This is a genomic window from Metabacillus mesotrionivorans (assembly GCF_052171315.1).
Classification (GTDB): Bacteria; Bacillota; Bacilli; order Bacillales; family Bacillaceae; genus Bacillus_P.
The window spans coordinates 764,294-778,008 of the sequence record NZ_JBQMFF010000002.1 but is presented as its reverse complement, the minus strand read 5'-3'; the positions used below and the strand labels follow the sequence as shown (position 1 = coordinate 778,008).

Annotated in this window: 12 protein-coding genes, 1 pseudogene and 1 riboswitch; of the genes and pseudogenes, 12 read left to right on the top strand and 1 reads right to left on the bottom strand. The window is 46.1% G+C overall.

Annotated elements, in window-relative coordinates; genetic code table 11:
• From ACTSEZ_RS08985 to ACTSEZ_RS08960, 6 genes and pseudogenes are all read left to right on the top strand, one after another.
• Nucleotides 1-421, top strand: a pseudogene (locus ACTSEZ_RS08985) (diaminopimelate decarboxylase); the annotation flags it as partial.
• Between the two features lie 699 nt (nucleotides 422-1,120).
• Nucleotides 1,121-2,563, top strand: a complete 1,443-nt coding sequence (locus ACTSEZ_RS08980) for a GntP family permease (protein ID WP_369733830.1) — start codon at nucleotides 1,121-1,123, stop codon at nucleotides 2,561-2,563.
• 30 nt (nucleotides 2,564-2,593) lie between these two features.
• The gene (locus ACTSEZ_RS08975; RefSeq protein WP_369733829.1) at nucleotides 2,594-3,295 is read left to right on the top strand and encodes a CoA transferase subunit A; all 702 of its coding nucleotides are present in this window, start codon (nucleotides 2,594-2,596) and stop codon (nucleotides 3,293-3,295) included.
• Between the two features lie 15 nt (nucleotides 3,296-3,310).
• On the top strand, nucleotides 3,311-3,964 hold the full coding sequence (locus tag ACTSEZ_RS08970; protein ID WP_369733828.1) for a CoA transferase subunit B: 654 nt from the start codon (nucleotides 3,311-3,313) through the stop codon (nucleotides 3,962-3,964).
• 30 nt (nucleotides 3,965-3,994) lie between these two features.
• Nucleotides 3,995-4,780 carry a 3-hydroxybutyrate dehydrogenase gene (locus tag ACTSEZ_RS08965; RefSeq protein WP_342826539.1) on the top strand — a complete coding sequence of 262 codons (786 nt, stop codon included), beginning with the start codon at nucleotides 3,995-3,997 and terminating at the stop codon, nucleotides 4,778-4,780.
• Nucleotides 4,781-4,915: 135 nt separating this feature from the next.
• Nucleotides 4,916-6,340, top strand: a complete 1,425-nt coding sequence (locus ACTSEZ_RS08960; protein ID WP_369733827.1) for a sigma-54 interaction domain-containing protein — start codon at nucleotides 4,916-4,918, stop codon at nucleotides 6,338-6,340.
• Nucleotides 6,341-6,379: 39 nt separating this feature from the next.
• Here ACTSEZ_RS08960 and ACTSEZ_RS08955 read toward each other — a convergent pair whose 3' ends face one another.
• Nucleotides 6,380-7,261 carry a DUF1002 domain-containing protein gene (locus ACTSEZ_RS08955; protein WP_369733826.1) on the bottom strand — a complete coding sequence of 294 codons (882 nt, stop codon included), beginning with the start codon at nucleotides 7,259-7,261 and terminating at the stop codon, nucleotides 6,380-6,382.
• A 172-nt stretch (nucleotides 7,262-7,433) separates the two neighbouring features.
• Between ACTSEZ_RS08955 and ACTSEZ_RS08950 the strand changes: the two genes are divergently transcribed.
• The 6 genes from ACTSEZ_RS08950 (at nucleotide 7,434) to ribH (ending at nucleotide 13,562) form a co-directional block, all read left to right on the top strand.
• Nucleotides 7,434-7,868 carry a peptidylprolyl isomerase gene (locus tag ACTSEZ_RS08950; RefSeq protein WP_029280109.1) on the top strand — a complete coding sequence of 145 codons (435 nt, stop codon included), beginning with the start codon at nucleotides 7,434-7,436 and terminating at the stop codon, nucleotides 7,866-7,868.
• Between the two features lie 182 nt (nucleotides 7,869-8,050).
• Entirely contained in the window at nucleotides 8,051-8,965 is a 915-nt protein-coding gene (locus ACTSEZ_RS08945; protein WP_369733825.1) for a nuclease-related domain-containing protein, read from the top strand.
• An 877-nt stretch (nucleotides 8,966-9,842) separates the two neighbouring features.
• A riboswitch (FMN riboswitch) is annotated at nucleotides 9,843-9,988 on the top strand.
• Between the two features lie 146 nt (nucleotides 9,989-10,134).
• Entirely contained in the window at nucleotides 10,135-11,220 is a 1,086-nt protein-coding gene (ribD, locus tag ACTSEZ_RS08940) for a bifunctional diaminohydroxyphosphoribosylaminopyrimidine deaminase/5-amino-6-(5-phosphoribosylamino)uracil reductase RibD (RefSeq protein ID WP_369733824.1), read from the top strand.
• 6 nt (nucleotides 11,221-11,226) lie between these two features.
• The gene (gene ribE, locus ACTSEZ_RS08935; RefSeq protein WP_369733822.1) at nucleotides 11,227-11,868 is read left to right on the top strand and encodes a riboflavin synthase; all 642 of its coding nucleotides are present in this window, start codon (nucleotides 11,227-11,229) and stop codon (nucleotides 11,866-11,868) included.
• Between the two features lie 15 nt (nucleotides 11,869-11,883).
• Nucleotides 11,884-13,080, top strand: coding sequence for a bifunctional 3,4-dihydroxy-2-butanone-4-phosphate synthase/GTP cyclohydrolase II (locus tag ACTSEZ_RS08930; RefSeq protein WP_369733821.1), 1,197 nt, complete (start codon nucleotides 11,884-11,886; stop codon nucleotides 13,078-13,080).
• A 17-nt stretch (nucleotides 13,081-13,097) separates the two neighbouring features.
• On the top strand, nucleotides 13,098-13,562 hold the full coding sequence (ribH, locus tag ACTSEZ_RS08925) for a 6,7-dimethyl-8-ribityllumazine synthase (protein ID WP_369733820.1): 465 nt from the start codon (nucleotides 13,098-13,100) through the stop codon (nucleotides 13,560-13,562).
• Nucleotides 13,563-13,715 lie beyond the last annotated feature (153 nt).

Here is a 13,715-nt window from a genome sequence, read left to right as displayed (position 1 = left end):
GACCATTTATTCCATCGGCTCAGAAAAAGTGGTGCCGAATGTCCGCAAATATGTCTCTGTCGACGGCGGCATGAGCGACAACATCCGTCCTGCCCTTTACCAGGCAAAATACGAAGCAGCCCTTGCGAACCGCATGAATGATCCAAAGGATGACTCGGTTTCCATCGCCGGCAAATGCTGCGAGAGCGGAGACATGCTTATTTGGGATCTTCCTCTGCCGCAAGCAAACCCAGATGATCTGCTGGCAGTCTTCTGCACAGGTGCATACGGATACTCCATGGCAAACAACTACAACCGCATTCCGCGTCCTCCGGTTGTTTTTGCAGAAAATGGAGAAGCACAGCTTGTCATTAAAAGAGAAACGTATCAGGATCTGGTCGCACTGGATCTGCCGTTAAAATCAAAAGTGTCTCAATGCTGATAGATTGAAAAAGCCGCTTCCGGTTGGGGGCGGTTATTTTGTTTTTGGGGGAAGGGGTAAAAGGCTGGCTATTACAGTGGATGCATTCCTATAGAAAGGAGCAGGTAAAATATGGGGTAGCAAAAGACAAAACTGAATCCCTATAAAACGAAGCTGCGGAAATATAGGGTAGCAAAAGGCGAAAATGTATCCCTATAAAACGAAGCTGCGGAAATATAGGGTAGCAAAAGACAAAACTGCATCCCTATAAATCGGAGCTGCGGAAATATAGGGTAGCAAAAGAAGAAACTGCATCCCTATAAAACGGATCTGCGGAATTATAAGGTTCCAATAATAAAAACGCAACCTCTATATATACACCATATTAACAATGCGTAATAATAGTCCATTCCGCATATCCGGAATATTCCGCAATTCCGGAAAGGAATGAGACGCTTTTCCGAAATTGCGGAAAAGATCATCCTTTTAAAAGTGAATTTTCAATCTTATAAAAACTAACAAGCCAAGCGGTCACTGGATTTAAGTCAATTTTCCGAATTTTTATAAAGATAAGCTTTGTTGGCACGCATCTTGCAAGTTATTACTGTGAGCTGGTCATTTGGATGGGTAGCGCAAGCGGGCAGGGGTACCTAATTTGTAAGCGCTTACCATTAAATGGGCTGCTTATGCAGAAGAACACTTAGGCAAAGGGGGATGTTTGTGGAAATCATTATTATTTTATTGTCGCTCAGTTTATTGATGTTTGTGGCATACCGGGGATTTTCGGTTATTTTGTTTGCTCCGATCTGTGCACTGTTTGCCGTGCTGCTGACGGATCCGAGTTATGTCCTGCCGTTTTTCTCCAATGTGTTTATGGAGAAAATGGTCGGGTTCATTAAACTGTACTTTCCTGTTTTCCTGCTTGGGGCAATATTCGGGAAAGTAGTTGAAATGTCAGGCCTTGCTGAATCGATTGCGAAGACGATTGTCAAACTTGTCGGTGCAAAGAGAGCGATTCTTGCAATCGTTCTGATGGGTGCGATTTTAACGTACAGCGGCGTCAGCCTGTTTGTTGTTGTGTTTGCCGTCTATCCATTTGCGAAAAACCTTTTCATTCAGGCAGATATTCCAAAACGCCTGATTCCGGGAACGATTGCTCTCGGTGCGTTTACCTTTACGATGGATGCCCTTCCAGGTACTCCGCAGATTCAAAACGTAATCCCGACTACTTTCTTCAAAACTGATATTTATGCAGCGCCTGTTCTTGGGATCATTGGTGCGATCTTCGTCCTCTCACTTGGGATGTGGTATTTGGAATCGAGACGCAAAAAAGCGGAAAAAGCCGGAGAAGGATACGCCGGATTTCATTCAGAGACGGCTGCCGGGCTTGATCCTGAGATTGCCCGCGAAAAAGAAGAAGCTACATTGTCGGCTGGTACTGAACCAAGTGTGGCCCGCCAGGTTTTAGCATTTGTGCCGCTGATTCTGGTTGGTGTCATGAATAAATTTTTCACGGTTTCATTTCCAAAATGGTATCCGAACGGATTTGATTTTTCTGCCATCGGGCTTGAAGCGTTCGGCAAGATCGAACTGCCGTCCGTTGTAGCCATCTGGTCTGTTGAACTTGCGCTGCTGATTGGAATCATCGCGACAATTGCTTTTGACTGGAAAGCTGTAACCGCTAACATTAAAGAAGGTCTGAACGCAGGGATCGGCGGTGCGCTTCTGGCTGCTATGAATACTGGGGCTGAGTACGGGTTCGGCGGCGTTATCGCTGCATTGCCTGGATTTAAAGCAGTAAGCAACGGAATTTCTTCTACTTTCACAGATCCGCTCGTAAACGGTGCGGTGACGACAACCACCCTTGCAGGTATCACAGGCTCTGCATCCGGCGGTATGGGAATTGCGCTTAGTGCCATGTCTGACAAGTACCTTGAGGCGATTGAAAAATTCAATATTCCTCCTGAGGTTATGCACAGGGTTATTTCGATGGCATCCGGCGGTATGGACACACTTCCGCACAATGGAGCGGTTATCACGCTTCTTGCTGTTACCGGATTGACTCACAGACAATCCTACCGTGATATTTTTGCCATTACGATCATTAAAACGGTTGCCGTGTTTGTGATTATCGGCATTTACAGCCTATTTGGCTTAGTTTAAACAACTAGCTTGGAAAGAGAGGGAACAGTTATGGGGAAAGGAAAAGTGCTCGATTCATTTGAACAGGCAATAGAAAAAATAGAAGACGGTGCAACATTGGTCGTTGGAGGCTTCGGCCTCTGCGGCATTCCGGAAAAAGCAATTCTTGCGTTAAGAGATAAAGGAGTCAAAGACCTGACAGTTGTCAGTAATAACTGCGGAGTAGATGACTGGGGGCTTGGGCTTCTTCTGGCAAACAAACAAATTAAGAAAATGATGTCCTCTTATGTAGGGGAAAACAAAATTTTTGAACGCCAGTATTTAAGCGGCGAACTGGAAGTGGAACTGATTCCGCAGGGCACGCTTGCCGAGAGAATGAGAGCTGGCGGTGCAGGCATTCCGGGCTTTTATACAGCGACCGGAGTGGGCACAAAGGTGGCAGAAGGAAAAGAACACAAGGACTTTGACGGCCGGACCTATATTCTTGAAAGAGGGATTCTCGGAGATTTTGCCCTCGTAAAAGCGTGGAAAGCAGATACCCTCGGCAATTTGGTCTTCCGGAAAACATCAAGGAATTTTAACCCTGTCGCTGCAATGGCAGGGAAAATAACGATTGCAGAAGTGGAAGAAATTGTAGAAGCCGGCGAACTGGATCCGGACGAAATTCATACACCGGGCATTTATGTCCAGCATGTATTGCTTGGATCAAACTATGAAAAGCGCATTGAACGCCTGACTGTGCGCCAGGCATAAGGGGGAGGCAAAAACATGAATGACAGCAGACGGAAAATGGTGCAGCGAGCAGTAAAAGAAATTCAGGACGGAATGAACGTGAATCTTGGAATCGGAATGCCAACACTTGTGGCTAATGAAATCCCGGATGATTACAATGTTCTTTTGCAATCAGAGAATGGCCTCCTTGGGATCGGTCCTTATCCGGTTTCCGGAACAGAGGACCCAGATCTGATCAACGCAGGGAAAGAAACGGTAACAAGTGTGCCTGGAGCTTCCTACTTCGACAGTGCCGAATCATTCGCCATGATCCGCGGAGGGCATATTGACCTTGCTATTCTTGGGGGCATGGAGGTTTCTGAACAGGGGGACCTTGCCAACTGGATGATACCGGGGAAAATGGTAAAAGGAATGGGCGGTGCCATGGATCTTGTAAACGGCGCCAAAAGAATCATTGTGATTATGGAGCATGTGAATAAATACGGCGAATCCAAGGTGAAAAAGGAATGCAGCCTTCCGCTGACAGGGAAGCATGTAGTCAACCGCCTCATTACCGATCTTGCCGTCTTTGATTTTGCGGATGGTGCGATGGAGCTTGTCGAACTCCAGGACGGAGTGACCATTGAAGAGGTAAAAGAGAAAACAGAGGCCGCGTTTACGGTCAACAAATCATTGATGACCGCCCATTAAGGCGAGCTACAGACAGAAAGGAATATGGCGATGAACCAATTACTCAGCGGAAAAACAGCACTGATCACAGGCGCTGCAGGCGGGATTGGCTTTGAAATAGCAAAAGAGTATGCAAGAGAAGGTGCTGCGGTCGTAATTTCAGATATTAATAGAGAAGCAGCAGAAGCAGCGGCATCAAAGCTGAAGGATGAAGGATTTGAATCCATTGCGGCGGCGTGCGATGTAACAAAGGAAGACGAGATGATTGGAGCGATCGAAACCGTCCAAAAGCAATATGGACGCCTGGATATTCTGGTCAACAATGCAGGACTGCAGCACGTTTCTCCAATTGACGAATTTCCGACTGACCGGTTTGAATTTCTGATTAAAGTCATGCTGACAGCTCCGTTTGTCGCAACAAAGCATGCTTTCCCGATCATGAAAAAACAAAACTTCGGCAGAATCATCAACATGGCATCCATAAACGGAGTCATCGGTTTTGCTGGAAAAGCGGCATATAACAGCGCCAAGCACGGTGTCATCGGATTAACAAAAGTAGCGGCGCTCGAAGGGGCAGAACATGGAATTACCGTTAACGCCCTCTGTCCCGGTTATGTGGATACACCGCTTGTGCGCAATCAGCTCGCAGACCTTGCAAAAACAAGAAATGTAGAGCTTGAACGCGTGCTCGAGCAGGTCATCTATCCGCTTGTTCCGCAAAAGAGACTGCTCGCTGTTCAGGAAATTGCGGATTATGCCGTTTTCCTTGCAAGCGATAAAGCGAAAGGAATAACTGGCCAGGCAGCTATTCTTGACGGCGGGTATACGGTTCAATAAGAGTGAAAAAAAGACAGCGTGCCATGCTGTCTTTTTTATATGCTGAATCTCTTAATCTATTGATTTTTGTCAATGCGTCCGTGTAAGATGAACATAAAATGTAAACGGTTTAAAAGAAGGAAAGAGGTGGAGAGAATGAAAGGGCTCATGGAAAAGCTTCCTGCAGACTGGATCGAAGAGGTCGTCAACTTGGCAGCTGAATGCATGGTAGTAGTGGATCATGAGGGGACAGTTCTTTATCTCAACTCTGCCTATTGTGAATTCTTACATGTGAATGCGGAAGAATCAATCGGAAAGCCTGTTCAGGATGTGATCGAAAACACGAGAATGCAGATTGTGGCCAAAACCGGACAGGCTGAGGTGGCGTCCATTCATCCTATAAATGGCAGTGAAATGATTGCAAACCGCTATCCCCTATACGTAAAAGGAGAGCTCGTTGGCGCTGTGGGAACGGTCATGTTCCGAAATGCACAGGAATGGATTGACTACTCAAAGAAAATCCAGCCGATCATGGAAGAGTTAAACTATTATAAAAGGAAATTTGAAAAAGAGCTCTTCAGCAAGTATCATTTCGGGGATCTTGTAGGAAGCAGCCCGAAATTCACGGAAGCAAAAAGGCTCGCAGAAAGAGTTTCAGACAGTCAGTCAGCCGTGCTCCTCCTTGGAGCGTCCGGAACCGGAAAAGAACTGTTTGCACATGCCATCCATCAGACAAGCGGCAGAAAATTTGCCCCTTTTATGAGAGTGAACTGCGCATCCATCCCCGAGCACCTTTTTGAATCGGAAATCTTCGGGTATGAAGAAGGCTCCTTTACCGGCGCAAAAAGAGGAGGGAAAAAGGGGAAGTTTGAGCTTGCGCACGGAGGCACGATTTTTCTCGACGAGATAGGTGACCTTCCCCTGCAGATGCAAAGCAAGCTGCTTCGTGTGCTGCAGGAAAAAGAAATTGAACGCATCGGCGGCAGGGGGCCTGTTCAAATTGATGTCAGGGTCATTGCCGCTACCCACAGGAATCTGGAGAAGATGGTGTTGGAAGGTGAATTCAGAGAGGATCTCTACTACAGGCTCAATGTGATAAAAATTGAGATCCCCTCACTTGCGGAACGGAAGGAAGACATTGTTCCAATCTCAAGAGTTCTTTTGAAAAAACTCGAGACGAAATTTCACAGATATGGTCTGGATCTATCTGAGGAAGCGATGCATGATCTTGAAAGGCATTCATGGCCCGGAAACATCCGGGAACTTGAAAACGTGCTCGAACGGGCTGTAAATGTGCTCGACGGACAAATAATCTACCCGGAACATCTGCCGCTGTATCTTCAGAAAGAAGAGCATAGCCAAATCATGCCATACACTGCAGGCCCGCTGCTGCAGCCAGTATACACGAACACGTTTGAAGGCCCTGTGAAACCGCTTAAGAGCATTGTGGCTGATGCTGAGAAGAGAGCCATTCTCCATGCCTTATCAGAAGCAAAAGGAAACAAATTGGAGGCGGCAAAGCTTCTTGGAATTGGGAAAACAAGTTTTTATGAAAAATGCAGGGAATATGAAATCAGATAAAAAACAGCCTGCAGAAATAGTTTCTGCAGGCTGTTTGCTTCAGGCATTATCTTTATTGCTGAAAATAGCGATGATTGCATCCCAAAGAGCAATAAAAAACTCTTTCAGCTGATCAAGGAAGTTCTGGCCTTCCTCTGAATCTATGAATTTTGAAATCTTGTCTTTTGCCTGATCAAGCTGCTGTCCTACTTGATTCCAGTCGATGTTGACGTCTTTCATTTTATTGAACAAAGCAACAAGGCTGTTGATCTCTTCTTCAGACAGCGTAATGCCAAGGTCGCTTGCAGATGTTTCAATCAGTTCGCGGAACTCGGCATCTGTCTCAGGAACACCGTTGTTCGCGATCTCTTCTTTAATTTTCGCCATAAGTGCACTGGCATTTTCCTGTCCGACTTTGTCGCCTAGCTCAGCTGTTTTAACAAGTTCCTCGTTCGCCACCTGTTTCACATCTTCCGGAATAGCCTCATCTGAACTTACTTCATAAGCTTTCAGCAAACCTGTCAAAGCCGCTGTGCCGGATACCTCAAATGGCGCTGAAACCTGGATGGAAGCATCTTTTACGCCTGCTGTCATCAGGGCGTTCAAATACATTTCATCCGTTACCCAATTGACATTTTTCGTATTAACTTCAAGGCCTGCGCCGCTCTCTTCAATCGTAATGGCTGAAGAGGAAATGGCTCTCGTTCCTATTTGCGCCTTCGGAATATAGTTTCCGAGATATTTATGTTCTTCCTCGTTTGTCACTTCTATGACTTGAGCACTGTCATCCGCTCCCATTTCAGAAAGCATGGAATCTTTTTGTGCTTCTGTTAAGTTCTTTCCAAGTGTAATAATTTTGTCTCCGGGTGCTGCATCGGCAAGTCCCATTGACGGAAAAGCAAGCAGTGCCAGTGAGAATGCAGTAATCATTATCTTTTTCAAAAAAAAGACCTCCTTCTTTATGACAGCAATCTTCATTATAATCTGTTTATCGGTTTGGCGACAGGTTTTTTCAGGAAAACAGCGAACTGTTTGGCTTTATGAAACGTTATATAGTAGAATGAATAACGTTCAGTCTATTAGACGAAAAAAAGATGCAGGAGGTTTCATACATATGAAAAAAGGTCAAATCACAATGGAAAACGGCGATCAAATGGTGATCGAATTTTATCCTGAAGCAGCACCTAAAACAGTAGAAAACTTCGAAAAGCTTGCAAACGAAGGCTTCTACAACGGCGTAACATTCCACCGCGTTATCCCTGGCTTCGTTGCACAAGGCGGAGATCCAACTGGAACAGGCGCAGGCGGCCCTGGCTACTCAATCAAATGCGAAACAGCAGGTAACCCTCACAAGCACGTTGCCGGAGCTCTTTCAATGGCACATGCAGGAAAAGACACAGGCGGTAGCCAATTCTTCATCGTTCACGAGCCACAGCCTCATTTGAACGGCGTCCATACTGTATTCGGACAAGTTGTTGAAGGACTAGACAACGTCTACAAAATCAAACAGGGCGATGCAATGAAAGAAGTTAAAGTCTGGGAAGAATAAGATAGATGGAAAGCTGTCCTTATGCGGGCGGCTTTTTTTGTTTGCATTTGTGCACGGGTGAATGTCCCGGATTGTTTGGTCCAAACAACTAATTAAGTTACGTGGATTGACAGATAACTTGATTTTCATGATTTGCCGGAATCTTCTTCTTATCATACGATGGCGGAAAAGGAGGAATGCATTTGAAAGATCTTCGAGAATCGAAAGAGCTGCTGATGTACCGGAAGCTGAATGCCCGAAAGGCTTTGCATGCTGAAGAAGCAGCGCACTTTCTTAACCTTGAAAAAGGGTTTGAAGGGGAAAGACAGTTTGAGGCGTGGCTGAAACTTCATCAAGGAAACGGAATCATTCTGAGCGATCTCCTGCTCGAAACCAATCAAACAACCTATCAGATTGATTCTTTGTACATCTCGCCGCAAAGAATCTATTTGTTTGAAGTGAAGAACTTCGAAGGAGATTATCACCTGGATAAAGATAAGTGGCTGTCTCCTGTGAAAAAAGAAGTCAAAAACCCTTTGCTGCAGCTGCATAGAAACGAAACCCTCTTTCGAATCCTGCTTCAGGAACACCACTTTCAGCTCCCCATAGAAGCCAACCTGGTTTTTATCAATCCCCGGTTTCATCTCTATCATGCATCGTCCTCACAGCCCATCGTTTTCCATTCCCAGCTGGACCGTTTTGCAAAAACACTAAAAAAGAATTGTGTCTCCCCGCTTAAAGCCGTTCACTCGAAGCTTGCGGAGAAGCTTTTGGCACTTCATCAGGAGGAATCGCGTTTTGACCGGCTGCCTGAGTATGGGTATGACGAGCTTGAGAAGGGGGTGGGGTGCAGGTTTTGTGGCAAGATGTATACTACATTTTCAAATCCATATTTTCGCTGCTCGAATTGTAAAACTGCGGAAGCCTATGTTTCTGCAATCCTGCGGGCTATTGAAGAATATCAGTTTCTTTTTCCGGAAAGAAAGATTACTGTTGAAGAGATTTGGGAATGGTGTCACATAGTAAAATCCAAAAAGACCATCAGGAAAATCTTAAACAATCATTTTTTACAGACAGGGATTGGCAAAGCTACACATTATGTGCCTCGCGAGAAATAGTAAACACAGTTGAATCGTACCCTCTGAAACTGAGAAACGATATGGGAGGGTAAGCAAACGCGTGAATCGTACCCCCGGAAACCGAGAAACGATTTGCGAGGGTAAGCAAATGCTGGAATCGTACCCCCGTAAACCGTAAAACGATCTGCGAGGGTAAGCAAACTTGCGGATCGTACCCACGTAAACCGTAAAACGATTTGCGAGGGTAAGCAAACGCTGGAATCCTACCCCCGGAAATCGTAAAACGATTTGCGAGGGTAAGTAAACTTGCGGATCGTACCCACGTAAACCGTAAAACAATCTGCGAGGGTAAGCAAACGCTGGAATCCTACCCCCGGAAATCGTAAAACGATTTGCGAGGGTAAGTAAATGCTGGAATCGTACCCCGGTAAACCGAAAAACGATTTGCGAGGGTAAGCAAGCGTCGGAATCGTACCCTCGCAAACCGAGAAACGATGTGGGAGGGTAAGCAAGTGCTCGAATCGTACCCTCGCAAACCGAAAAACGATTTGCGAGGGTAAGCAAGCGTTTGAATCGTACCCCCGTAAACTGAAAAACGATTTGCGAGGGTAAGCAAATGCTGGAATCGTACCCCCGTAAACCGTAAAACGATCTGGGAGGGTAGCCAAGTGCTGGAATCGTACCCTCTCAAACCGAGAAACCATGTGGGAGGGTAAGCAAGTGCTCGAATCGTACCCTCGTAAACCGTAAAACAATTTGCGAGGGTAAGCAACATCACGGATCACACCACCTAAAAAACCAGCAACCCTTTCTAAAATGAAAAATCAATCTCCAATCAGAAAACCCCGGAATTAAATCGTTGCAATCTTCCGCATATCCGGATAAGATGATAGAAAGGAACAATTTCATACTCATTGTTTTCCTTCGGGGCAGGGTGAAATTCCCAACCGGCGGTGATAAAGCAGATGCTTTTCAGTCCGTGACCCGGCTGCACATGGTGCAGGCGGTGGATCCAGTGAAATTCTGGAGCCGACAGTATAGTCTGGATGGGAGAAGGAACACAGTGTTGACGTGCGGGTATTATTTTTCTGAAAAAACAGAGGAATGGTACTCTTGTTTGGCATGCGAATGTGACCAATAATCCCTGACAAGCCCCCAGGTATCAACCTGCGGGCTTTTTTGCATTCTAAAAGAAAGGGGATATGGTTTTGGAAGATCGCGAGTATATGATGACGGCTCTGCGCCTGGCAGAACAGGGAATCGGGCAGACGTCGCCCAATCCTCATGTTGGTGCGGCTGTGGTGAAAGACGGCAGGATCGTCGGTCTTGGCGCACATCTTAAAGCGGGTGAGCCGCACGCAGAAGTTCATGCGATCAGGATGGCGGGTGCTGAGGCTGAAGGGTCGACTGTTTATGTGACGCTTGAGCCTTGCAGTCATCACGGGAGGACGCCGCCTTGTGCGGATCTGCTTATTCAGTCCAAAGTGAAAAGAGTGGTTGTGGCTGTTGAAGACCCGAATCCCGCAGTTGCCGGCAGAGGAATAAGGAAACTCCGTGATGCCGGAATTGAAGTAGAGCTTGGCGTCTTGAAAGAAGAAGCTGCAGAGCTGAACAAATTCTTTTTCCATTATATTCAAAAGAAACGTCCGTTTGTTACGCTGAAGTGGGCTGGGAGTCTTGACGGCAAAACAGCCACTGTAACGGGAGAGAGCAAATGGATCACCGGGGAAGAAGCAAGGAAAGATGTCCACTCCTACAGAGAGAGGCATGATGCCATCCTTACCGGTATTGAAACAGTTATAAAAGATAATCCGTCTTTAACATGCAGGACGGAACATGCTAAAAAGCAGCCTGTCCGAATTGTGCTTGATACGCATCTGAGAATTCCGGAAACAGCCGCTGTGCTGAATGACGGTCTTGCGGAAACGTGGCTGATAGCCGGCAGCGGTGCATCTGCTGAAAAAATAAGCCTGCTTGAAAAGAAAGCCAAAGTGATAAAAATGAACACGCCGTCCATAAGAATTGAGGAATTGCTTCAGACCATAGGTGAAATGGGCGTGACGTCATTATTTGTTGAAGGCGGCGCAACAGTACATGGAAATTTTATTGAAAGCGGCATGTTCAATGAAGTAGTCAGCTATACAGCCCCCGTTCTGATTGGAGGGGAAGGTGCCCCGTCTCTTGCAGGAGGAACAGGGATTAAGGAAATTAATAAAGCATTCCGACTGAAAATTCAGTCAGCTGAGCTGATTGGTGAAGATCTGAAGCTTGTCTGCGTAAAGAAGGAGGGGTAAAGCGAAATGTTTACAGGAATTATTGAAGAAATCGGCACGATCGGCAGCATGAGCGGAAGCGATAAAGCCATTGAGATGACCATCCATGCGTCAAAAGTTTTGGAAGATGTGAGGCTTGGGGACAGTATATCCGTGAACGGCGTGTGCCTGACGGTAACAAAGTTCACATCATCCTCCTTTACAGTGGATGTGATGCCTGAAACCGTGAAAGCTACCTCGCTGAACGCCCTGAAACAGGGATCAAACGTCAATCTTGAGCGGGCGATGGCGGCAGGAGGAAGGTTCGGCGGGCATTTTGTCACCGGACATGTGGATGGGACAGGTACGATTATCCGCAAACGGCCGAGTGCAAATGCGGTTTATTATGATATAAAAACGAGCAGGGACCTGACTTCATCGATAGTGATGAAAGGCTCAATCGCCATTGATGGAATCAGCCTGACGATTTTCGGCCTTGAGAATGAACAAGTAACGGTGTCCATTATCCCGCATACTCTCTCTGAAACCGTTCTTGGAGGCAAAGAGGCAGGGGATATTGTCAACATTGAATGTGACATGCTCGGCAAGTATGTGAAGAAGTTCATCGATCAGTCACAGGGATCTTCATCGATTACACCTGATTTTTTAAAAGAAAACGGATTTTACTAGAATGGAGGACACATCATGGCATTTCATTCAATAAGTGAAGCAATTGAGGATTTGAAAAACGGCAAAGTTGTCATTGTCGTAGATGATGAAGAACGTGAAAATGAAGGAGATTTTGTAGCTCTTGCAGACCATGCTACTCCTGAAGTGATCAATTTTATGATTAAGCACGGCAGAGGACTTGTCTGCGTGCCGCTTTCTTCGGAGTATGCGGAAAAATTTCAGTTTCATCCGATGGTAAGCGACAATACGGACCCGCATGGAACGGCGTTTACGGTCAGCATTGACTATAAAACCACCAAAACAGGGATAAGCGCTTCTGAACGATCAGATACGATCATGGCGATTCTAAATGAAGATGCCGTTCCTTCTGACTTTAAACGGCCGGGTCATATTTTTCCGCTCGTTGCAAAGCAGGGCGGGGTGCTGAGACGGGCAGGGCATACAGAAGCTGCTGTTGATCTTGCGAGACTCTCTGGTGCAAGCCCGGCAGGCGTCATCTGTGAAATTATTAAAGAAGACGGAGAAATGGCGCGGGTTCCGGATTTAATGGAAATTGCCGAGCACCATGGCCTCAAAATGATCACCATTAAAGATCTGATTCACTACCGCAATGTGTCTGATGCTCTTGTAAAAAGAGAAGCGGATATTAAGCTTCCAACTGAGTTCGGCATGTTCAGAGCGGTCGGGTATTCAAACGTTCTTGACGGCAAAGAGCATATCGCTCTTGTAAAAGGAGAAATTTCTCCTGATCAGCCGACTCTTGTGCGCGTCCATTCAGAATGTCTGACAGGTGATGTGTTCGGGTCAAACCGCTGCGACTGCGGACCTCAGCTCCATGCAGCGCTTGCCCAGATTGAAGAAGCCGGAAGCGGAATTCTTTTATATATGAGACAGGAAGGCAGAGGGATCGGACTTTTAAATAAGATGAAAGCTTATGCCCTTCAGGAAGAAGGCTATGATACGGTGGAAGCCAATCATAAGCTTGGATTTGCCGATGACCTGAGAGATTACGGAATCGGTGCCCAGATATTAAAAGATCTTGGCGTGGCAGAGATGAAGCTTCTGACGAACAATCCGAGAAAAATCGCAGGGCTTGAAGGGTACGGACTGACAGTTGTGGACCGTATACCGATTCAAATGCCTTCAAAAGAAGAAAATGAAGGCTATATGAAAACGAAAAAAGGAAAGCTTGGACATTTACTCAACCTATAATATTGGAGGAAACAGTCATGAAAACATACGAAGGTAATTTAGTCGGATCAGGATTAAAAGTAGCGGTTATCGTAGGGAGATTTAATGAATTCATTACAAGCAAGCTTTTGAGCGGGGCAACAGACGCACTGAACCGCCACGGCGTGGAGGAAGAGAACGTGGAAATCGCATGGGTGCCTGGCGCATTTGAAATTCCGCTGGTTGCCAAAAAAATGGCCGCATCGAACAAATATGATGCAGTGATCACACTTGGAACAGTCATCAGAGGATCTACGACTCATTATGATTATGTCTGCAATGAGGCGGCTAAAGGAGTGTCGCAGGCATCCATGTCAACGGGCGTTCCGGTTATTTTCGGTGTCCTGACGACTGAATCGATTGAACAGGCAATTGAGCGTGCCGGCACAAAAGCTGGGAATAAAGGCTATGAAGCAGCTGTTGCGGCCATCGAAATGGCGAATTTAATGCGCACATTGGATTAATTTCGCTGAAAAGTGTTTAAAAAGCCCGGAAAACTGTTTATAATGTTCTGAGAGTGATTCATGCCTGATCCGGGATCTGTTTAGGTGAACGGAAGAAACATGGACCGAACATCAGTCTGATGACAGGCTTTCATTTTTTGTTTTTGCTTTCTC

What these genes read in the sequence shown, in the direction of transcription:
- ACTSEZ_RS08975 (WP_369733829.1), top strand. Translation starts at nt 2,594, where the DNA reads ATGGGGAAAGGAAAAGTGCTCGATTCATTTGAACAGGCAATAGAAAAA.
- ACTSEZ_RS08970 (WP_369733828.1), top strand. Translation starts at nt 3,311, where the DNA reads ATGAATGACAGCAGACGGAAAATGGTGCAGCGAGCAGTAAAAGAAATT.
- ACTSEZ_RS08965 (WP_342826539.1), top strand. Translation starts at nt 3,995, where the DNA reads ATGAACCAATTACTCAGCGGAAAAACAGCACTGATCACAGGCGCTGCA.
- ACTSEZ_RS08960 (WP_369733827.1), top strand. Translation starts at nt 4,916, where the DNA reads ATGAAAGGGCTCATGGAAAAGCTTCCTGCAGACTGGATCGAAGAGGTC.
- ACTSEZ_RS08950 (WP_029280109.1), top strand. Translation starts at nt 7,434, where the DNA reads ATGAAAAAAGGTCAAATCACAATGGAAAACGGCGATCAAATGGTGATC.
- ribE (WP_369733822.1), top strand. Translation starts at nt 11,227, where the DNA reads ATGTTTACAGGAATTATTGAAGAAATCGGCACGATCGGCAGCATGAGC.
- ACTSEZ_RS08930 (WP_369733821.1), top strand. Translation starts at nt 11,884, where the DNA reads ATGGCATTTCATTCAATAAGTGAAGCAATTGAGGATTTGAAAAACGGC.
- ribH (WP_369733820.1), top strand. Translation starts at nt 13,098, where the DNA reads ATGAAAACATACGAAGGTAATTTAGTCGGATCAGGATTAAAAGTAGCG.